The sequence below is a fragment of the Nocardioides lijunqiniae genome, assembly GCF_015024225.1.
GTDB lineage: Bacteria > Actinomycetota > Actinomycetes > Propionibacteriales > Nocardioidaceae > Nocardioides > Nocardioides lijunqiniae.
The window spans coordinates 17,752-37,593 of sequence record NZ_JACJGM010000012.1; the positions used below are offsets into that span (position 1 = coordinate 17,752).

Genomic DNA, 19,842 nt, shown 5'->3' on the forward strand with positions numbered 1-19,842 from the left:
CTCAACCCTAGGAGACCGCGCGAGGGGACTCCTTCACCGGCTCCGTCGCGGGCACGTGGCGGAACCACACGGTCGCCAGCGGCGGCACCACGATGTCGGCGTGCGCCGGCTGCCCGTCGTGCTCGCCCTCGACGGCCGTGATCTGGCCGAGGTTGCCCACACCGGAGCCGAGGTAGATCTCGGCGTCGGTGTTGAGCACCTCCTCCCAGGCGCCGGTGGCCGGCAGCCCGAGGCGAAAGCCCTCGTGCGGCTGGTCGCGGAAGTTGGAGACGCAGACCAGGTCCGGTCCGTCGCCGCGACGCACGAACGTGTAGGTGCTGCGGCCGGCGTCGTTGGCGTCGACCCATTGGAAGCCCGACGGGTCGCCGTCGCGCGACCACATCGCGGGGGAGTCGACGTAGGTGCGGTTGAGGTCGCGCACGAGGTCGTGGACGCCGCGGTGCTCGGGGTGCTCCAGCAGCCACCAGTCGAGCTCGCGGGCCTCGGCCCACTCCGACTCCTGGCCCAGCTCGCAGCCCATGAACAGCAGCTGCTTGCCGGGGTGGGCCCACATGTAGGCGAGGTAGGCGCGCAGGTTGGCCAGCTGCTGCCACCGGTCGCCGGGCATCTTGCGCAGCAGCGAGCCCTTGCCGTGCACGACCTCGTCGTGCGAGATCGGCAGGACGTAGTTCTCCGCCCAGGCGTAGGTGAGCGCGAACGTCATCTCGTGGTGGTGGTAGGGCCGGTGGACCGGCTCACGCGCGAGGTAGCCGAGCGAGTCGTGCATCCAGCCCATGTTCCACTTCAGGCCGAAGCCGAGGCCGCCCTCGCTGGTCGGCCCGGTGACGCCAGGCCAGGAGGTGGACTCCTCGGCGATGGTGACGATGCCCGGCACCCGCTTGTAGACGGTGGCGTTCATCTCCTGGAGGAACTGCACGGCCTCGAGGTTCTCGCGCCCGCCGTACTTGTTGGGCGACCACTCGCCCTCCTCGCGCGCGTAGTCGAGGTAGAGCATCGAGGCGACGCCGTCGACGCGCAGGCCGTCGGCGTGGAACTCCTCCAGCCAGTAGAGCGCGTTGGCGTAGAGGAAGTTGCGCACCTCGGGGCGGCCGAAGTTGAAGATGTGGGAGCCCCACTCCTTGTGCCAGCCGCGCTGCGGGTTGGGGTCCTCGTAGAGGGGCGTCCCGTCGAAGCTGGCCAGCGCCCAGGGGTCGGTGGCGAAGTGGCCCGGCACCCAGTCGAGGATGACGCCGATGCCGGCCTGGTGCAGCCGGTCGACGAGACGGCGGAAGCCGTCGGGGTCGCCGTAGCGGGAGTCCGGGGCGAAGTAGGACGTGACGTGGTAGCCCCACGAGCCGCCGAACGGGTGCTGCATCACCGGCATCAGCTCGACGTGGGTGAATCCCAGCTCGGAGAGGTAGGGGACCAGGTCGTCGGCGAGCTCGTCGTAGCTCCAGAAGCCGCCGCCGGGGTGCCGCTTCCACGACCCCAGGTGCAGCTCGTAGGTCGACATCGCCTCGGTGACCGGCTGCCGCTCGGCACGGGCGGCCATCCACTCGTCGTCGCCCCACACGTGGGTGGATTCGGTGACCCGGGAGGCGGTGGCGGGGGCGACCTCGGCGTGGAACGCCATCGGGTCGGCCTTCTCACGCCACTCGCCGTCGGCGCCGCGGATGGCGTACTTGTACGACGTGCCGGCACCGAGGCCGGGCACGAAGAGCTCCCAGACGCCGGAGCTGCCGAGCTGGCGCATCGGGTGCTCGCGCCCGTCCCAGCTGTTGAACTCGCCCTTGAGGCGCACCGAGCGGGCCGAGGGGGCCCAGACCGCGAACGACGTGCCGCTGACGGTGCCGCCGGCGGCCGCGTAGTGGTGCACGCGGGCGCCGAGGACGTTCCACAGCTGCTCGTGGCGACCCTCGTTGATGAGGTGCAGGTCGACCTGGCCGAGCGTCGGAAGGAAGCGGTAGGGGTCGTCGAGCTCGACCGAACCGTCGTCGTAGGACACCGCCAGGCGGTAGTCGGGGACGTCGGTGACGCCGGGCAGCACGCCGACCCAGACGCCCTCGTGCTCGTGCTCGAGCGGGGTCTCGGTGCCGCCGTGGCGGACCACCACGGCCGAGGCCAGGGGCTTGAGGACGCGCACGGTGACGGCGCCCTCGTGCACGTGGGGGCCCAGGACGGCGTGGGGGTGGCCGTGCTCGCCGTGGATGATCTGGTCGAGCTCGGACGTGGGGACGGGTGCGATGGTGCCGGTCATGCGGCTCCGATCCTGGCCACGGCCTGGAGCGGGATGTCCACCCAGGTCGGACGGTTGCGGGTCTCGTAGACGGTCTCGTAGACGGCCTTGTCGGCGACGTAGGCGTCGAGCAGGGTGTGCTGGGTGTCGCTCATCTGGCCGCCGGTGTAGGCGTTGAGGAAGTGGTTGCGGGCGCGGTGGGCCCACTCCTGCGCGCGCTGGGTGCGCTGCGCGGCCTCCTCGGGATCGTGCTCCTCGTCGCGCTCGCGGTCGGCCACGTGGGGCACGTAGTCGAACGAGCGCAGCATCCCGGCGACGTCGCGCCAGGGGGAGTCGGGCAGCATCCGCTCGGCGAGCGGCTTGGCCGGCTCGCCCTCGAAGTCGACGACCTTCCAGCCCTTGCTGGTGCGCAGGGTCTGGCCGAGGTGCAGGTCGCCGTGGATGCGGTGGACCTCGATCCGGCCGAGCTGCGCGACGCGGTCGTGCAGGGCGGACAGCGCCTGGTGGTGCTCGGCCAGCCCGGGTACGACGGACTCGGCGGCGGAGAGCCGCGCGCGCATCTGGTCGGCCAGGTCGCCGGTCTCGATGCTGGACGAGCCGAACGACTCGCGCAGCGTCTCGTGCAGCTCGCGCAGCGCCTCGCCGAGCCGGGTCGCCTCACCGGCGAAGTCGCCGCCGGACTCGCGGGCGTGCAGCTCGGGGTCGGCGAACAGCGAGCGGACGCTGCCCAGCGCGAGGTCCCAGCCGTCGGTGGCCGTGCGCAGGAATTGCTGAAGCATGGCCAGCTGGATCACCGCGTCGGAGTCGGCGTCGAGCACGTCGAGCCAGCCGTAGAGGGCCGCGACGTGGTCGGAGCCGGCCCGCGTCAGCACGTCGTGGACGGCGACGTCGGGGTTGACCCCCGGGGTCACCTTGCGGAACACCTTCATCAGGGCGTCCTCGCCGAAGCTCACCGAGGAGTTGGACTGCTCACCGGTGAACAGCATCGACGGGGCCTCGGCGTCGAGGTCGTAGCCGGGAAGCCGGTGGAAGGTGAGCATGGTCTCCGGGTCGACGGTGTTGCCGTGCTCCTCGGAGGCGGCGGCGTCGAACGAGCGCAGCCAGCACGCCATGGCCTCGCGGTCGTGGAGGGCGTCGTAGGCGTGCACCCAGCCGTGCTCGGGGTGCTCCCACCACCCGACGAAGGCGTGGTCGAGCCGCTGCTGCGGGTGCTCGTAGAACGCCAGCGGCACCTGGTAGAGCTCGACGGCGTCCACGGCCGTCTCCTCCACGTCGGAGTAGCTGACCTGCACGAGGTGGATGACCACGTGCGGGCTGCCCTCGACGCGCCCGGGCACCTCGCCGACCAGGCGGACCCCGGTGACGGTGAAGGGGCGTCCCTTGCCGGCGAACCAGCGCGTGCGCACGAGGTAGTCGGTGAAGACCACCGGATCGAGATGGGTCACAGCAGCTGCCTCTCTCCCGAGTCGGTCCCCGGCGTCAGCCGGAACCAGTAGAAGCCGTAGCCGCCGAGGGTGAGCAGGTACGGCAGCTCACCGATGCGGGGGAACGGCACGCCGCCCAGCAGCTCGACGGGCACCATGCCCTCGAAGCGGCGCAGGTCCAGCTCGATCGGCTGGGCGAAGCGCGACAGGTTGTTGACGCAGACGATGACGTCGCGCTCCCCGTCGTCGCCGGTGTGCTCACGGGCGTAGGACAGCACGGCCGGGTTGGAGCCGCCCAGGTCGTGGAAGGACCCGAGGCCGAACGCGTCGTGGCGACGGCGCGCCTGGATCATCCGCCGCGTCCAGTGCAGCAGCGAGGAGGGGTTCTCCATCTGAGCCTCGACATTGACCGACTGGTACCCGTAGACGGGATCCTGAATCGCGGGCAGGAAGAGCTTGCCCGGGGTGGCGGCCGAGAACCCGGCGTTGCGGTCGGGGGTCCACTGCATCGGCGTGCGCACCCCGTCGCGGTCGCCGAGCCAGATGTTGTCGCCCATGCCGATCTCGTCGCCGTAGTAGAGCACCGGCGAGCCGGGCAGCGACAGCAGCAGGGCGTTGAAGAGCTCGATCTGGTTCGTGTCGTTGTCGAGCAGCGGGGCCAGACGTCGGCGGATGCCGATGTTGGCCTTCATCCGCGGGTCCTTGGCGTACTCGTCCCACATGTAGTCACGGTCGTCGTCGCTGACCATCTCGAGGGTGAGCTCGTCGTGGTTGCGCAGGAAGATGCCCCACTGGCAGCCGTGGGGGATGGGCGGCGTCTGCTCGAGGATCTCCGAGATCGGGAAGCGCGACTCGCGCCGCACGGCCATGAAGATGCGCGGCATCACCGGGAAGTGGAAGCACATGTGGCACTCGTCGCCGCCCGACTCGAAGTCGCCGAAGTAGTCGACGACGTCCGAGGGCCACTGGTTGGCCTCGGCGAGCAGGATCCGGCCGGGGTACTTGTCGTCGACGAAGCGACGGACCTTCCTGAGGAAGTCGTGGGTCTCGGGGAGGTTCTCGCCGTTGGTGCCCGGACGCTCGTAGAGGTAGGGCACCGCGTCGAGACGGAAGCCGTCGAGCCCCATGTCGAACCAGAACGAGATCGCCTCGAGGATCGCGTCGTGGACCTTCGGGTTGTCGTAGTTCAGGTCGGGCTGGTGGGAGAAGAACCGGTGCCAGAAGTACTGCTGGCGCACCGGGTCCCAGGTCCAGTTGGACGGCTCGGTGTCGACGAAGATGACCCGCGCGTCCTGGTAGAGCTCGTCGGTGTCGGACCAGACGTAGAAGTCGCCGTAGGGCCCGTCGGGGTCCTCGCGGCTGGCCTGGAACCACGGGTGCTGGTCGCTCGTGTGGTTCATGACGAAGTCGATGATCACGCGGATGTCGCGCTTGTGGGCCTCGTCGAGGAAGTGGTGGAAGTCCTCGACGGTCCCGGCCTCGGGGAGGATGTTGGTGAAGTCGGCGACGTCGTAGCCACCGTCGCGCAGCGGGCTGGTGAAGAACGGCGGCACCCACAGGCAGTCGACGCCGAGCCACTCGAGGTAGTCGAGCTTCTCGGTGAGGCCCTTGAAGTCACCGGTGCCGTCACCGTTGGAGTCGCGGAAGGACCGGACCATCACCTCGTAGAACACCGCCGACTTGAACCAGTCGGGGGTGGTCCCGACGGTGTCGGGGAACGGGTCGTTCGGATCGGCCGGCCGGGGCTCGGGCTGCTGGGTCTGCTCGGGCTGCAGGTCGGTCACAGGCCCCTCCTGAGGGTGAGGACGTGGGCGGGCTCGTGGCCCGGGTCGAGGCGCACGTAGTTGTGCTGCCCCCAGTTCCAGTCCTCGCCGGTGATCTCGTCGTGGACCGTGAAGCCGTCGTGCCAGTCGAGGCCGAGGGCGGGCAGGTCGAGGTGGACCATCGACTCGCGGGTCGCGTGCGGGTCGAGGTTGACCACCACGATCACCGTGTCGCCCGGGTCGCCGCTCTCGGGGTCGTAGGCGACCTTGGAGAAGACCAGGATGTTCTCGTCGTCGCTGCTGTGGATGGTGATGTTGCGCAGCAGCTGGAGCGCCGGGTGCCGGCGCCGGATCTCGTTGAGCCGCGTGAGGTACGGCGCGAGGGTGCGGCCCTCGGCCGCGGCGCCGTCCCAGTCGCGGATCCGGATCTGGAACTTCTCCGAGTCGAGGTACTCCTCGCTGCCCGGCTTGACCGCCACGTGCTCGAAGAGCTCGTAGCCCGCGTAGACGCCCCAGCTGGGCGAGCTCGTCGCCGCGATCGCCGCGCGCACCTTGAACGCGGCCGGACCGCCGTACTGGAGGTAGGAGTGGAGGATGTCGGGGGTGTTGACGAAGAAGTTCGGCCGCATCAGGTGGTCGGACTCGCTCGACAGCTCGGTGAGGTACTCCTCGAGCTCCCAGCGGGCGGTGCGCCACGTGTAGTAGGTGTAGGACTGGTGGAAGCCCACCGAGCCGAGGCCGTGCATCATCGCCGGGCGCGTGAACGCCTCCGACAGGAACAGCACGTCCGGGTCGGTGCGACGCACCTCGCCGAGCAGCCACTCCCAGAACGGCAGCGGCTTGGTGTGCGGGTTGTCGACGCGGAAGATCCGCACGCCGTGCGAGATCCACAGCCGCACGACGCGCAGCACCTCGCGGCAGATGCCGGTCGGGTCGTTGTCGAAGTTGATCGGGTAGATGTCCTGGTACTTCTTCGGGGGGTTCTCCGCGAAGGCGATCGACCCGTCGGCGCGCGTGGTGAAGAACTGCGGGTGCGTGGTGACCCACGGGTGGTCCGGCGCGGCCTGCAGGGCCAGGTCGAGCGCGACCTCGAGTCCGAGCTCGCCGGCGCGCGCCACGAAGGCGTCGAAGTCCGCGAAGGTGCCGAGCTCGGGGTGGATCGCGTCGTGGCCGCCGTCCTTGGACCCGATCGCCCACGGGGAGCCGGTGTCGTCGGGGCCGGGCGTCAGCGTGTTGTTGGGGCCCTTGCGGTTGACCTCACCGATCGGGTGGATCGGCGGCAGGTAGATGACGTCGAAGCCCATGTCCGCGACCGCGTCCAGGCGCTTCGTCGCGGTGCGGAAGCTGCCGCTGGTGACCGCGCCGGTGGCCTCGTCGCGGGTGGCGCCCTCGGAGCGCGGGAAGAACTCGTACCAGCTGCCGTAGAGCGCGCGGGTGCGGTCGGCGTACGCCGGGTAGGGACCCTCGACGGTGAGCAGGTCGCGCAGCGGGTGGGCGTGGAGCACCGCCCACAGGTCCTCCGACATGAGCTGGGCCAGACGTGCCTCGACGGGGCGGTCGGTGTCGGTGGCCGCCTTGATCGCGCCCTTCAGCGCCGCGTGCTCGTCCTTGGCCTTCTTGGGCAGGCCGGCCTTGACCCGCTCCAGGAGCAGGCGGCCCTCGAGGAACATCAGCTCCACGTCGACGCCGGCGGGGATCTTGATCCCGGCGTCGTGCTCCCAGGTCGCCAGAGGGTCCGACCAGGCCTGCACCTCGAAGGTCCAGGCGCCCTCGGTGTCCGGGGTGACCCAGGCGCGGTAGACGTCGGGCTCCTCGCCGTGGGGCGTCATCCGCCGCGGCTCGCGGCGACCGCCCTTCGGGTCGATGAGCACCACCTCGGCGCCGAGCTGGTCGTGCCCCTCCCGGAAGACGGTCGCGGTCACCGGGAAGGGCTCACCTGCCGTCGCCTTCGCGGGTCGCCTGCCGAGGTCCACGACAGGCATGACGTCCATGATCGGTATGCGTCCAGCCATACGACCCACCCTTGCCGGTCGCCAGCCCCCGTGCAAACCGGAGTCCTGTCCATCCCCCGTGAGGGTGAAGCGCCGAGAGCCGGGAGTGCCCGGCGGTCCGGCGGCGGTCTCCCGGCACGGGTTCCGCGATTCATTGGATCGTTCCAGAGATCGGCGGTAGCGTCCTCCGGGTGCGCGCCATCCGACGATTCACGGTCCGTCCCGTCCTTCCTCCCGCCCTCGAGGCGCTGGGGGTGCTCGCCCTCAACCTGAGGTGGTCGTGGCACCCCGAGACGCAGGACGTCTTCGAGGAGGTGGACCCCGAGCTGTGGGAGTCCACCGGTCACGACCCGGTCGGCCTGCTGGGCGCGGTGGGCCGCACCCGCCTCGAGGAGCTCGCCGCCGACCAGGGCTTCCTGGAGCGGCTCAAGGTCGCCGCCGACGACCTCGACTCCTACCTCACCGGTGAGCGCTGGTACCAGCGCGTCGCCGCCCGCGACGGCGCCGACGGCACGTCTCACGAGCGCGGTCCCGCCGCGATCGGCTACTTCTCGCCGGAGTTCGGCATCACCGCCGTGCTGCCCCAGTACTCCGGCGGGCTCGGCATCCTCGCCGGCGACCACCTCAAGGCCGCCAGCGACCTCGGCGTACCGATCGTGGGCGTCGGCCTGCTCTACCGCCACGGCTACTTCGAGCAGTCGCTCTCGCGCGAGGGCTGGCAGCAGGAGACCTACCCGCTGCTCGACCCCGACGGCCTGCCGATCTCGCTGCTGCGCGAGCCCGACGGCAGCCGGGCCACGATCTCGATCGCGATGCCGGGCGGACCCGACCTCGTCGCGCGGATCTGGGTGGCCAGCGTCGGCCGCGTCCCGCTGCTGATGCTCGACACCGACGTCGAGGGCAACCCCGAGCACTACGTCGACGTCACCGACCGCCTCTACGGCGGCAACAGCGAGCACCGTCTCCGCCAGGAGATGCTGCTCGGCGTGGGTGGCGTCCGCGCGCTGCGCGCCTACTCCCGCATCACCGGGCACCCCGTGCCCGAGGTGTTCCACACCAACGAGGGCCACGCCGGCTTCCTCGGCATCGAGCGGATCCGCGAGCTCACGGTCGCCGAGTCCGGCCCGCGCCTGGACTTCGCCACGGCGCTCGAGGTCAGCCGGGCCTCGACCGTCTTCACGACCCACACGCCCGTGCCCGCCGGCATCGACCGCTTCCCGCGCACGCTGGTGGAGCAGTACTTCGGCGAGAGCGGTGCCACCCCCGGCGTCCCGATCGAGAAGGTGCTGGCGCTCGGCACGGAGGACTACGCCGGCGGCGACACGTCGGTGTTCAACATGGCGGTCATGGGCTTCCGGCTGGCGCAGCGCGCCAACGGCGTCTCCCTCCTGCACGGCGAGGTCAGCCGCGGCATGTTCAACGGGCTGTGGCCGGCCTTCGACGAGGCCGAGGTCCCGATCGGCTCGATCACCAACGGCGTGCACGCCCCGACGTGGGTGGCGCGCGAGGTCATCGCGCTCGCCGAGTCGCAGGGTGCGGACGCCGAGTCCGACGACACCGAGGTGTTCTGGAGCGCGGTCGACAGGGTGCCCTCCGCCGAGGTGTGGTCGACCAAGCGCCGGCTGCGCGAGCGGCTCGTCGCCGACGCCCGCAAGCGGCTGCGTCGCTCGTGGGAGAAGCGCGGGTCGGCGAAGGCCGAGCTGGCGTGGATCGACGGCGCGCTCGACCCCGACGTCCTGACGATCGGCTTCGCGCGACGCGTGCCGTCGTACAAGCGGCTCACGCTGATGCTGCGCGACCCCGCCCGCCTCAAGCGGCTGCTGCTCGACCCCGAGCGCCCGATCCAGCTGATCATCGCCGGGAAGTCGCACCCGGCCGACGACGGCGGCAAGAAGCTGATCCAGGAGATGGTGCGCTTCGCCGACGACCCGGAGGTGCGCCACCGGATCGTCTTCCTGCCCAACTACGACATCGCGATGGCGCAGCCGCTGTACCCCGGCTGCGACGTGTGGCTCAACAACCCCCTGCGCCCCTACGAGGCCTGCGGCACCTCCGGCATGAAGGCCGCGCTCAACGGCGGTCTCAACCTGTCGATCCTCGACGGCTGGTGGGACGAGTGGTACGACGGCGAGAACGGCTGGGCGATCCCCTCGGCCGACGGACTCGACGACCCCGACCGACGCGACGACCTGGAGGCGACCGCCCTCTACGAGCTCCTCGAGAACGAGGTGGCCCCGCGCTTCTACGACGTCGACGCCGACGGCGTCCCGACCCGCTGGGTCGAGATGCTCCGCCACACGCTGAAGTCGCTCGGCCCCAAGGTGCTCGCCACCCGGATGGTGCGCGACTACACCAAGCAGCTCTACACCCCGGCCGCCACCAACGCGCGCCTGCTCAACTCCGACTACGAGGGCGCCCGCGGCCTCGCGGCGTGGAAGCAGCGCGTCAAGGCCGGCTGGTCCGACGTACGTGTCGAGCACGTGGAGAGCAGCGGCGTCGGCGACGCCCCGGAGGTCGGCGCCCACCTGGACGTGCGGGCCTTCGTCTCCCTGGGCGAGCTGGCCCCGGACGACGTCGCGGTCCAGCTGGTCCACGGCAAGACCGACGCCGACGACCAGCTCACCGACACCGTCATCGAGCCGCTGACCGTCGGCGAGACCTACGACGGCGGCCGCTACCGCTTCGACGGCGACGTCACCCTCGACCACAGCGGCTCGTTCGGCTACACCGTCCGCGTCATCCCCCGCAACGACCTCCTGGCCTCCGACGCCGAGCTCGGCGTCGTCACCATGGCCTGACGCCTGCCCCGGTCGCTCGAAACCACCCACCGGTGGTCGAGGTGCGAGCGCCAGCGAGCCTCGAAATCACGTCTCCGGTGGTCGAGCAGTGAGGAGCGCCAGCGACGAGCGCCCGTCGAGACCCGGTGAGCCGAACGCCGAGCTGACCCCACTGTGGTTGAGGTGCGAGCGCCAGCGAGCCTCGAAACCACACCGCTGGTGGTCGAGCAGTGAGGAGCGCCAGCGACGAGCGTCCGTCGAGACCCGGCGAGTCGACCGCCGACCGACCCCACGGTGGTTGAGGTGCGAGCGCAGCGAGCCCCGAAACCACGTCTCCGGTGGTCGAGCAGTGAGGAGCGTCAGCGACGAGCGTCCGTCGAGACCCCGTGAGCCGACCGCCGAGCTGAACCACGGTGGTTGAGGTGCGAGCGCAGCGAGCCTCGAAACCACAGTGTCTGCGTGGCTGATGTGGCCCGCGCGCGTAGCAGCCCGGGTCTCGGCGTCAAGGATCGCCTTCGGCGCCCGCTGCGCGGCGCCTTCGGCGCCCGCTGCGCGGCGCCTTCGGCGTCCTTGACTCCGAGCCTCTCCCGGGCTGCTGGGGCGGCGCACGGGCGGCGGCGGCTTCGCCGCGCCGCCCGCAAACAGCGCGGGCCCGCCTATCGGGCACCTATGTCGGAAGTTCGAGCCCCAGGCCGGCCTCGCCACGCTTGGCCGGGCCGGCGGGGTGACCAACTGCCGACGCAGAGTGTCGGTTGTCGCACCGCCAGTCACACCAGCCTCACGCCAGTCCGGCCCCGAGGAGACAGCCAGAGGTGCGGGGGTCTCGACGGCCGCTCGTCGCTGGCGCTCCTCGCTGCTCGACCACCGGAGGCTCCGGCTACGTGCCACGGAGGACGAGGACGGAGCGGGGGCCGAGGGTGAGGGTGTCGCCGGCCTTGACGGGGGATCCCTGGTCGAACGCTGAGTCGGTGGTGAGGGCGACCTCGCCCTGCTGCACCCAGTCGTTCTCGGGGAGGGTGAGCGTGACCGGCTCGGCGCCGGAGTTGAACCACATCATGAAGGAGTCGTCGACCTGCTGCTCGCCGCGTGGGCCGGGGGAGCGGAGGGGGGCACCGGAGACGAACATCCCCACGGCGGTCATGCCGGCGTCGTGCCAGTCGTCGGCGGTCATCTCGCGGCCGGACGGGTGCAGCCAGGCGAGGTCCTTGGGGCCGCCGTGGATCGCCGGCCGCCCGGCCAGCCAGTGTCGCTGGCGCAGCGCCGGGTGGTCGCGCCGCAGCCGGAGCGCCGTCTTGGTGACCTCGTAGACGTCGAGCCACGCGTCGTCGGGCCGCCAGTCGATCCAGGAGGTCTCGTCGTCGAGGCAGTAGGCGTTGTTGTTGCCGCGCTGGGTGCGGCCGCGCTCGTCGCCGGCCGTGATCATCGGGACCCCGGTCGACAGGCACAGGGTGGCCATCAGGTTCGCGGCCTGCCGACGGCGCAGCGCCCGCACGTCGGCGTCCTCGGTCTCACCCTCGACGCCGTGGTTCCAGGACCGGTTGTTGTCGGTGCCGTCGCGGTTGCCCTCGCCGTTGGCCTCGTTGCGCTTGTGCTCGTAGGTCACCAGGTCGCGGACGGTGAAGCCGTCGTGGGCGGTCACGAAGTTCACCGAGGCGTACGCCGAGCGGCCGTCGTCGGCGTACAGGTCCGAGGAGCCCGCCAGCCGGGTGGCGACGGTCCGGATGCCGGCGGACCGACCACGCCAGAAGTCGCGGATCTCGTCGCGGTACTGGTCGTTCCACTCCACCCACGGGGGCGGGCACTTGCCGACGGCGTAGCCGTCCATCGAGGCGTCCCACGGCTCGGCGATCAGCTTCACGTGCCGCAGGACCGGGTCCTGGCCGATCGCGGTGAGCAGGTGGCAGTCCATGTCGACCTCGTGGTCGACCCGGGTGAGCGCGGAGAGCAGGTCGAAGCGGAAGCCGTCGACGTGCATCTCGGTCACCCAGTAGCGCAGCGAGTCGAGGATCATCCGCAGTGCGAACGGGTACGCCGCGTCGACGGTGTTGCCGCACCCGGTCACGTCCCAGTAGGCGTCGTCCGTGGGCGCGCCCGGTCGCGGCCCCACGCGCGTGTAGACGGCGTCGTCGAACCCGCGGAAGGACAGGGTCGGCCCGTCCGGCCCGGCCTCGGCGGTGTGGTTGTAGACCACGTCGAGGATCACCTCGAGACCGGCGGCGTGGAAGGAGCGCACCATCTCCTTGAACTCCCTCACCTGCTGGCCGCGGTCACCCGAGGCGGAGTAGGCGCCGTGCGGGGCGAAGTAGCCGATGGAGTTGTAGCCCCAGTAGTTGGTCAGTCCGCGCTCGAGCAGCGCCGGCTCCGGCACGTGCTGGTGGACCGGCAGCAGCTCGATGGCGGTGACGCCCAGGTCGCGCAGGTAGTCGACGACCGCGGGGGCCCCCAGCCCGGCGTAGGTGCCGCGCAGCTCGGCGGGCACCCGGTCGTGGAGCTTGGTCATGCCGACCACGTGCGCCTCGTAGACGACCGTGTCGCGCCACCGGTGCCGGGGAGCGGCGTCGTCGCCCCAGTCGAAGTCGTCGGCGACGACCACGCTCTTCGGCACGTACGGCGCGGAGTCGGCGTCGCTGCGCTGCTGGACGCCGTCGCGGTCGAGCGTGAAGCCGTAGATGGCCGGGTCCAGGGTCAGCCCGCCGCTGACGGCGCGGGCGAACGGGTCGAGCAGCAGCTTCTCCCTGTTGAAGCGGAGGCCGGCCGCAGGCTCCCAGGGGCCGTCGACGCGGTAGCCGTAGCGGGCGCCGGGCTCGATCCCCGGGATCGCGCCGTGCCAGATGCCCAGTGACTGCTCGGTGAGCTGGTGGCGCCGCTCGCCCCCCTCGTCGTCGAGGACGCAGACCCAGACGGCCTCGGCGCGGGGCGCGTGGACGGCGAAGTTGGTGGACTCGGGGGACCAGGTCGCCCCGAGCGGGTAGTGCCGTCCGGGCCAGACGGGCGCACGGTCACCGAGGTTGCGCCACAGGCCGGGAGTCACTCGATCCATTGTGGCCTATGGGCCGGTCCCGGGTCCCCCGAACCCGGCACCGGGTGGGAGGCTCGGGTTCCGCTCCTCAGACGAGCGAGACCACCGACGAGCAAGGAGAAGCCAGATGTCAGAGTTCGTGACGCTCGAGGTCGCCGACGGCGTGGGCACGATCCGGCTGGACCGGCCGAAGATGAACGCGATCAGCGTCCAGGTCCAGACCGAGCTCCGCGCGGCCGCCGAGGAGGCGACCGACCGCGAGGACGTCAGGGCCGTCGTCGTCCACGGCGGCGAGCGGGTCTTCGCGGCCGGCAACGACGTCAAGGAGATGGCCGACCTGTCCTCGGCCGACATGATGCGGATCTCCGGCTCGATCCAGTCGGCGGTGAACGCCGTCGCTGCGATCCCGAAGCCCGTCGTGGCGGCCATCAACGGCTACGCGCTCGGCGGCGGCTGCGAGCTCGCCCTGGCCGCGGACTTCCGGATCGCGGCGGACGACGCCACCCTCGGGCAGCCGGAGGTGCTGCTCGGCATCATCCCGGGCGCCGGCGGCACCCAGCGCCTGAGCCGGCTCGTCGGTCCGAGCCGCGCCAAGGACCTCATCTTCACCGGTCGCTTCGTCAAGGCCGAGGAGGCGCTCGCCATCGGCCTGGTCGACCGGCTGGTCCCCGCGGCGTCGGTCTACGACGAGGCGGTGGCCTGGGCCGGGCAGTTCGCCCGGGGCGCCTCGTTGGCGCTGCGCGCGGCCAAGGAGAGCATCGACCGCGGTCTCGAGGTGGATCTGGCCACCGGTCTGGAGATCGAGCGCATCCAGTTCACGGGGCTGTTCGCCACGGAGGACCGGACCGCCGGTATGCAATCCTTCGTCACGAACGGACCGGGCAAGGCTGAGTTCAAGGGGCGGTAGCGACGTGGCTGAGGGCAGGACGAGCGGTGCCAGGATGCGGCTGACGGTGGCACGGGTGCTCTGGGCGCTGTTCGTGCTGGCGGCCTCGGTGCTCGCCGTGGCCGCGTTGCTGATCGCGGTCGACGCGGAGCGCAGCAACCCTCTCGTGGAGCTCGTCCTGGACCTTGCCGACGGCGTCGACCTGGGCGTCTTCGACCTCGACAACCCGATCAAGCGGTTCACCGGGGAGAACGGAGAGACGACCACCGCGCTGTTCAACTACGGCATCGGCGCGGTCGTCTACCTCGTCGTCGGCCGGGTCGTCGACCGCCTCGTGCGGCCCTGACCCGCGCGCACGGCGCCGGTGACCCATCGCACGCTGTGACGTAGTCGACCGCCGACCGCTGTTCCGTCCGCTTGTGACTCGGCGGTAGCCTGCCCAGGCCAGCAGTCCTGGCAGTCAGGCCACACCTTGACCTCACGAGTGCATCAGGAGGGGCCGTCCAGGCCACACCACCATGAACATTGTCGTCTGTGTGAAGCACGTCCCCGACGCGACCGGTGACCGCCGGTTCGAGTCGGACAACACCGTGGACCGCGTCGGCGTCGACGGGCTCCTCTCGGAGCTCGACGAGTACGCCGTCGAGCAGGCCCTCCAGATCAAGGAGAAGTCCGGCAGCCCCGAGGAGACCAAGGTGATCGCGCTCAGCGTCGGTCCCGAGAAGGCGGTCGACGCGGTGCGCAAGGCCCTCCAGATGGGTGCCGACGAGGGGGTGCACGTCACCGACGAGGCGATCGCCGGCTCCGACTACATCGCCACCTCGCTGGTCCTGGCCAAGGCGATCGAGAAGATCAGCCAGGACAAGGGCCAGGCCGACCTCGTCATGTGCGGCATGGCCAGCACCGACGCGTCCGGCAGCGTCGTCCCGGCGATGCTCGCCGAGCGCCTCAACCTCCCGCAGGTGACCTTCGCCTCCGTCGTGGAGACGCAGGGCGACCAGGTGCGGGTCAAGCGCGACTCCGACACGGCGACCGAGGTCATCGGCGGCACGATGCCGCTGGTCCTCTCGGTCACCGACCAGACCGGCGAGGCGCGCTACCCGTCGTTCAAGGGCATCATGGCCGCGAAGAAGAAGCCGCTCGAGGTCTGGTCGCTCAGCGACCTGGGCGTCGACGCCGGCGAGGTCGGCCTGTCGGTCGCCTGGTCCGAGGTCGAGGACACCACCGAGCGCCCGCCGCGCACGGCCGGCGAGATCGTCAAGGACGAGGACGGGTCGGGCGCCGCTGCGCTGACCGACTTCCTCGCCTCCAAGAAGTTCATCTGAGGACGGGGAGCCAACATGTCTGAGGTCCTGGTTGTCGTCGACCACGTCGACGGCGCGATCCGCAAGCCCACGCTCGAGCTGCTGGCGATCGCCAAGCGGCTCGGCGAGCCCGCCGCCGTGTTCTTCGGCGGCTCCGACAAGGCCGGCGAGGTCTCCGAGAAGCTCAAGGCGTTCGGCGCCGACAAGATCTACGTCGTCGACGACGCCGAGATCAAGGGCTACCTCGTGGCCCCCAAGGCCGAGGCCCTGCAGCAGCTGGTCGAGAAGGCCGGTGAAGGGGGCGTCGCGGCGGTGCTCTTCGTCTCCGGCTACGAGGGCAAGGAGGTCGCCGCCCGGCTCGCGATCAAGATCGAGTCCGGCCTGATCACCGACGCCGTCGACGTCGAGGCCGACGGGGGAGCCCCCGTCACCACGCAGTCCGTCTTCGCCGGCAACTACACGGTGAAGGCCAAGGTCACCAAGGGCACCCCGATCATCACGGTCAAGCCCAACTCGACCTCCCCGGTCGAGGAGGCCGGCGCCGGCACGGTCGAGGAGTTCTCCGCGACCATCTCCGACGCCGCCAAGACCGCGCAGATCGTGGCGCAGCAGCCGCGCAAGGCGTCGGGTCGCCCCGAGCTCACCGAGGCCGCCATCGTCGTCTCCGGCGGTCGTGGCACCGGCGGCAACTTCGAGCCGATCGAGGGTCTCGCCGACGCGCTCGGCGCGGCGGTCGGTGCCTCGCGTGCCGCGGTCGACTCCGGCTGGATGCCCCACACCTTCCAGGTGGGCCAGACCGGCAAGACCGTCTCGCCGCAGCTCTACGTCGCCAACGGCATCTCCGGCGCCATCCAGCACCGCGCCGGCATGCAGACCTCGAAGACCATCGTGGCCGTCAACAAGGACGACGAGGCCCCGATCTTCGAGCTGGTCGACTTCGGCGTCGTCGGAGACCTGCACTCGGTCCTCCCGGCCGCGACCGAGAAGATCAACGAGCGCAAGAACTGACCCGCTCCACCCGCTGACCCGCCAGAGCTCTCTGGCGGGTCGGCGGTCGTTTCGGCCCCGCTGGTCGAGCAGTGAGGAGCGCCAGCGACGAGCGCCCGTCGAGACCCCGTGAGTTGACCGCCGAGCTGAACCACGGTGGTTGAGGTGCGAGCGCAGCGCGCCTCGAAACCACTCACGGTGTGCGTGGCTGGTGTGGGCCCGCGCGCGTAGCAGCCCGGGTCTCGGCGTCAAGGAGCTTCGCCCGCTTCGCGGCGCCCTTCGGGCGTCCTTGACTCCGAGCCTCTCCCGGGCTGCTGTGGCGGCGCACGGGCGGCGGCGGCTTCGCCGCGCCGCCCGCATACAGCGCGGGCCCTGCCTATCGGTCACCTATGTCGGCAGTTCGAGCTCGGACTGGGCCTCCGCACGCTTGGCGTGGCCCGCACCGGTGACCAACTGCCGACGCTGAGTGTGTCGGTAGACGCACCACCAGTCACACCAGCCCCACGGGGAAGGGTGCCGCGCATTGCGCGGGCGGCGCGGGCGAAGCCCGTGTCGCCCCGTGCGCCGTCAAGCCGGTCGGGAGAGGCTCCGGGTCAAGGACGGCGAAGCCGCCGCGAAGCGGGCGAAGCTCCTTGACGCGGAGACGCGACCGGCTACGCGCGCGGCACCCCAGTCCGGCCCCGAGGAGACAACCAGAAGTGCAGGGGTCTCGACGGGCGCTCGTCGCTGGCGCTCCTCACTGCTCGACCACCGGAAGGTGGTTGCGAGGCTCGCTGCGCTCGCACCTCAACCACCGGACGTCGGCGCGCAACTCAGCGGGTCTCGCCGAGAGCCCCGTGGTCGATGCTCTACCAGGACCACGTGGTCTGAGCCCGGCGCGAGGGCGGCGCCGGCTCACTACGCTGGGTCCATGAGCACCGAGCAGGACGTCCTCGCCGTCGCGGCGCGCGCACGCGAGGCCAGCTACGCGCTGGCGCTCGCCACTCGCGCCGACAAGGACCGCGCGCTCCACGCGATGGCCGACGCCCTCCTGGCGCGCGCCGACGAGATCCTCGCGGCCAACGCCGAGGACGTCGGGCGAGCGGAGGCCGACGGCACGCCGGCCAACATCGTCGACCGGCTCCGGCTGACCCCCGACCGGCTCGAGGGCATGGCCCAAGGGCTGCGCGACGTCGCCGGCCTGCCCGACCCGGTGGGCGAGGTGGTGCGGGGGAGCACCCTGGCCAACGGCCTCGAGCTGCGGCAGGTGCGGGTGCCGTTCGGCGTCGTCGGGATGATCTACGAGGCGCGCCCCAACGTCACGGCCGACGCGGCCGGCATCTGCCTGAAGTCCGGCAACGCCGTCCTCCTGCGCGGCAGCTCCAGCGCGCGCTCCAGCAACGCCGCGATCGTGGCGGTGCTGCGCGACGCGGCGCAGGCGACGGGCCTCGACCCCGACTCGGTGCAGCTGGTGCCCGGCGACACGCGCGACAGCGTCAAGGCGCTGATGCGCGCCCGGGGCTACGTCGACGTGCTGATCCCGCGCGGCGGCGCCGGCCTGATCCGCTCGGTCGTCGAGGAGTCGACCGTGCCGGTCATCGAGACCGGCGTCGGCAACTGCCACGTCTACGTCGACCGCGCCGCCGACCTCGACAAGGCACTCGCGATCGTGCTCAACGCCAAGACCCACCGCACCAGCGTCTGCAACGCGGCGGAGTCGCTGCTGGTGCACGCCGACGTCGCGGGGGAGTTCCTCCCGCGGGTCACCGCCGCGCTGCAGGGCGCCGGGGTGACGATCCACGGCGACCCGTCCTTCCAGGGGCTGGCCGGGGTCGTGGCGGCGACCGACGAGGACCACGCGCAGGAGTACCTCTCGCTCGACATCTCGGCGGCCGTCGTCCCGGACCTGGATGCGGCCGTCGCCCACATCCGGCGCTTCTCCAGCCAGCACAGCGACGCGATCGTCACCGAGGACCAGACCGCGGCCCGCCGCTTCGTCGCCGCCGTCGACTCCGCGGCCGTGCTGGTCAACGCCTCGACGAGGTTCACCGACGGCGGCGAGTTCGGCTTCGGCGCGGAGATCGGGATCAGCACCCAGAAGCTCCACGCACGCGGTCCGATGGGCCTGCCGGAGATGACCTCGACCAAGTACGTCGTCACCGGGGACGGCCACGTGCGCTGACCCGGGCCCCCGGCGCGATAGCGTCTCCCGCATGCCCGCGACCGACGCGTCCGTGTACGCCGATCCGGCAGCCGAGAGGTTGTTCACGGGCGCCACGGTCATCACCTTCGTCCGGACCCTCGTCTCCCTGGGTCTCTGCCTCGCTGCCGCCATGGACGAGGACCTCACGATGCTCGTCGTGGGCCTGGCCGTCTACTGGGTGGGCGACATGGCCGACGGCGGCTACGCCCGCCTGCGCGACTGCGAGACCCGCATCGGCGGGGTCATCGACATCATGTGCGACCGCATCAACTGCGCGGGCTTCTACATCGGTCTCGTCTGGATCGAGCCGGACCTGGCGCTGCCGGTCGCGGTCTACCTCTTCAACTTCATGGTCATCGACATGTTCCTGTCGCTGGCCTTCCTCGCCTGGCCGATCCGCAGCCCCAACTACTTCTACGTCGTCGACCGCCGGATCTACGTCTGGAACTGGTCGAAGCCGGCCAAAGCGGTCAACTCGTCGCTCTTCGCCGTCCTGCTCCTGGTGCTGCGCGACTGGAACGTCGACGTCGCGTTCGCCGTGGGCCTGAGCATCGCCCTCGCGCTGGTCGTGCTCAAGTGCGTCTCCCTCCGGTGGCTCTTCCAGCTGGGTCTGCCGGTGCCGGAGCGCCTCCCGGCATGAGCCTGTACCTGTGGACCTTCGGGGTCAGCATCGCTTCCGCGCTGTTCCCGTTGATCAACATGGAGGTCATCCTGGGCGGGATGGCGGCCACCGTCGGAGACGGTCACGCGCTGGCGCTCGCGTGCGTGGCCGGCGCGGGCCAGACCGTGGGCAAGATCGTCTGGTACGAGCTGACCCGCCGCAGCTTCGACACCGAGTGGGTCCAGAAGCGGCTGTCGGGGCCCAAGGTGAGCGCGAGCTACCAGCGCTGGCAGCAGCGCATCGACGGCCGGCCGTGGTTCGGCGGCACGATCATGCTGGTCTCGTCGTTCGCCGGGGTGCCGCCGCTGCTCGTGATGGCGGCCGTGGCCGGCGCGCTGAAGATGCGGATGTACGTCTTCCTCCCCACCATCTTCATCGGCCGCTCCCTGCGCTTCTGGGTCGTCCTGGCCGGAGTCGAGTCGCTGCTCGGGTGAGGACCCGGATAGGCTGGGGGCATGTCGTTGAGCGAGATCACGCTGTCCCTGAGCCGGGCCGCCGAGGAGCACCACGAGCAGGTCATCAACCCGTGGTGGGTGGGCCTGATCGCGATCGGCATCCTCCTGGGGATGCTCGGTGCCCTGGTCGCCTTCGGCGGAGGACGCGAGCACAGCTGAGCATGACCCTCCACGACGC

At 70.9% G+C, this 19,842-nt stretch carries 14 protein-coding genes; 9 read left to right on the forward strand and 5 right to left on the reverse strand.

Features of this window, described 5'->3' with window-relative positions; all coding sequences use genetic code 11:
• Positions 1 to 7 precede the first annotated feature (7 nt).
• The 4 genes from glgB to IRQ30_RS09350 are packed head-to-tail and all read right to left on the reverse strand — an operon-like array spanning position 8 to position 7,414.
• Positions 8 to 2,236 (reverse strand): 1,4-alpha-glucan branching protein GlgB, encoded by a 2,229-nt coding sequence (gene glgB, locus IRQ30_RS09335; protein ID WP_193612646.1) that lies wholly within the window; start codon positions 2,234 to 2,236, stop codon positions 8 to 10.
• Positions 2,233 to 3,660: a maltokinase N-terminal cap-like domain-containing protein gene (locus tag IRQ30_RS09340; protein WP_338089639.1), complete on the reverse strand. Its 1,428-nt coding sequence runs from the start codon at positions 3,658 to 3,660 to the stop codon at positions 2,233 to 2,235. The genes glgB and IRQ30_RS09340 overlap by 4 nt, the downstream gene beginning before the upstream one ends.
• A complete protein-coding gene (gene treS, locus IRQ30_RS09345) occupies positions 3,657 to 5,423 on the reverse strand; it encodes a maltose alpha-D-glucosyltransferase (protein ID WP_338089640.1) in 1,767 nt (588 codons plus the stop codon). Before treS ends, IRQ30_RS09340 begins: the two co-directional genes overlap by 4 nt.
• Positions 5,420 to 7,414, reverse strand: coding sequence for an alpha-1,4-glucan--maltose-1-phosphate maltosyltransferase (locus IRQ30_RS09350; protein WP_193612647.1), 1,995 nt, complete (start codon positions 7,412 to 7,414; stop codon positions 5,420 to 5,422). Before IRQ30_RS09350 ends, treS begins: the two co-directional genes overlap by 4 nt.
• A gap of 170 nt (positions 7,415 to 7,584) precedes the next feature.
• Here IRQ30_RS09350 and glgP point away from each other — a divergent pair, with 170 nt between their 5' ends.
• Complete coding sequence (glgP, locus tag IRQ30_RS09355) at positions 7,585 to 10,191, forward strand: alpha-glucan family phosphorylase (protein ID WP_193612648.1); 2,607 nt, start codon at positions 7,585 to 7,587, stop codon at positions 10,189 to 10,191.
• Between the two features lie 856 nt (positions 10,192 to 11,047).
• Here the strand turns inward: glgP and glgX are convergent.
• The gene (gene glgX, locus IRQ30_RS09360; protein WP_193612649.1) at positions 11,048 to 13,201 is read right to left on the reverse strand and encodes a glycogen debranching protein GlgX; all 2,154 of its coding nucleotides are present in this window, start codon (positions 13,199 to 13,201) and stop codon (positions 11,048 to 11,050) included.
• A gap of 115 nt (positions 13,202 to 13,316) precedes the next feature.
• Here glgX and IRQ30_RS09365 point away from each other — a divergent pair, with 115 nt between their 5' ends.
• The 8 genes from IRQ30_RS09365 to IRQ30_RS09400 all read left to right on the forward strand — a co-directional run bounded on the left by IRQ30_RS09365 (position 13,317) and on the right by IRQ30_RS09400 (position 19,823).
• Positions 13,317 to 14,096, forward strand: coding sequence for an enoyl-CoA hydratase/isomerase family protein (locus IRQ30_RS09365; protein ID WP_193612650.1), 780 nt, complete (start codon positions 13,317 to 13,319; stop codon positions 14,094 to 14,096).
• A gap of 34 nt (positions 14,097 to 14,130) precedes the next feature.
• On the forward strand, positions 14,131 to 14,421 hold the full coding sequence (locus IRQ30_RS09370) for a hypothetical protein (RefSeq protein ID WP_193612651.1): 291 nt from the start codon (positions 14,131 to 14,133) through the stop codon (positions 14,419 to 14,421).
• Between the two features lie 190 nt (positions 14,422 to 14,611).
• On the forward strand, positions 14,612 to 15,400 hold the full coding sequence (locus IRQ30_RS09375; protein ID WP_338088005.1) for an electron transfer flavoprotein subunit beta/FixA family protein: 789 nt from the start codon (positions 14,612 to 14,614) through the stop codon (positions 15,398 to 15,400).
• 15 nt (positions 15,401 to 15,415) lie between these two features.
• Complete coding sequence (locus IRQ30_RS09380; RefSeq protein ID WP_193612652.1) at positions 15,416 to 16,387, forward strand: electron transfer flavoprotein subunit alpha/FixB family protein; 972 nt, start codon at positions 15,416 to 15,418, stop codon at positions 16,385 to 16,387.
• An 889-nt stretch (positions 16,388 to 17,276) separates the two neighbouring features.
• The gene (locus IRQ30_RS09385; RefSeq protein WP_193612653.1) at positions 17,277 to 18,527 is read left to right on the forward strand and encodes a glutamate-5-semialdehyde dehydrogenase; all 1,251 of its coding nucleotides are present in this window, start codon (positions 17,277 to 17,279) and stop codon (positions 18,525 to 18,527) included.
• 31 nt (positions 18,528 to 18,558) lie between these two features.
• Positions 18,559 to 19,188, forward strand: coding sequence for a CDP-alcohol phosphatidyltransferase family protein (locus IRQ30_RS09390; RefSeq protein ID WP_193609088.1), 630 nt, complete (start codon positions 18,559 to 18,561; stop codon positions 19,186 to 19,188).
• Positions 19,185 to 19,643, forward strand: coding sequence for a YqaA family protein (locus IRQ30_RS09395; RefSeq protein ID WP_193609089.1), 459 nt, complete (start codon positions 19,185 to 19,187; stop codon positions 19,641 to 19,643). Before IRQ30_RS09390 ends, IRQ30_RS09395 begins: the two co-directional genes overlap by 4 nt.
• Positions 19,644 to 19,664: 21 nt before the next feature.
• Positions 19,665 to 19,823 carry a hypothetical protein gene (locus IRQ30_RS09400; protein WP_193609090.1) on the forward strand — a complete coding sequence of 53 codons (159 nt, stop codon included), beginning with the start codon at positions 19,665 to 19,667 and terminating at the stop codon, positions 19,821 to 19,823.
• The last annotated feature ends 19 nt before the right edge of the window (positions 19,824 to 19,842 follow it).

What these genes read in the sequence shown, in the direction of transcription:
- IRQ30_RS09350 (WP_193612647.1), bottom strand. Translation starts at nt 7,414, where the DNA reads ATGGCTGGACGCATACCGATCATGGACGTCATGCCTGTCGTGGACCTC.
- IRQ30_RS09370 (WP_193612651.1), top strand. Translation starts at nt 14,131, where the DNA reads ATGCGGCTGACGGTGGCACGGGTGCTCTGGGCGCTGTTCGTGCTGGCG.
- IRQ30_RS09385 (WP_193612653.1), top strand. Translation starts at nt 17,277, where the DNA reads ATGAGCACCGAGCAGGACGTCCTCGCCGTCGCGGCGCGCGCACGCGAG.
- glgB (WP_193612646.1), bottom strand. Translation starts at nt 2,236, where the DNA reads ATGACCGGCACCATCGCACCCGTCCCCACGTCCGAGCTCGACCAGATC.
- IRQ30_RS09380 (WP_193612652.1), top strand. Translation starts at nt 15,416, where the DNA reads ATGTCTGAGGTCCTGGTTGTCGTCGACCACGTCGACGGCGCGATCCGC.
- IRQ30_RS09400 (WP_193609090.1), top strand. Translation starts at nt 19,665, where the DNA reads ATGTCGTTGAGCGAGATCACGCTGTCCCTGAGCCGGGCCGCCGAGGAG.
- IRQ30_RS09365 (WP_193612650.1), top strand. Translation starts at nt 13,317, where the DNA reads ATGTCAGAGTTCGTGACGCTCGAGGTCGCCGACGGCGTGGGCACGATC.
- IRQ30_RS09390 (WP_193609088.1), top strand. Translation starts at nt 18,559, where the DNA reads ATGCCCGCGACCGACGCGTCCGTGTACGCCGATCCGGCAGCCGAGAGG.
- IRQ30_RS09395 (WP_193609089.1), top strand. Translation starts at nt 19,185, where the DNA reads ATGAGCCTGTACCTGTGGACCTTCGGGGTCAGCATCGCTTCCGCGCTG.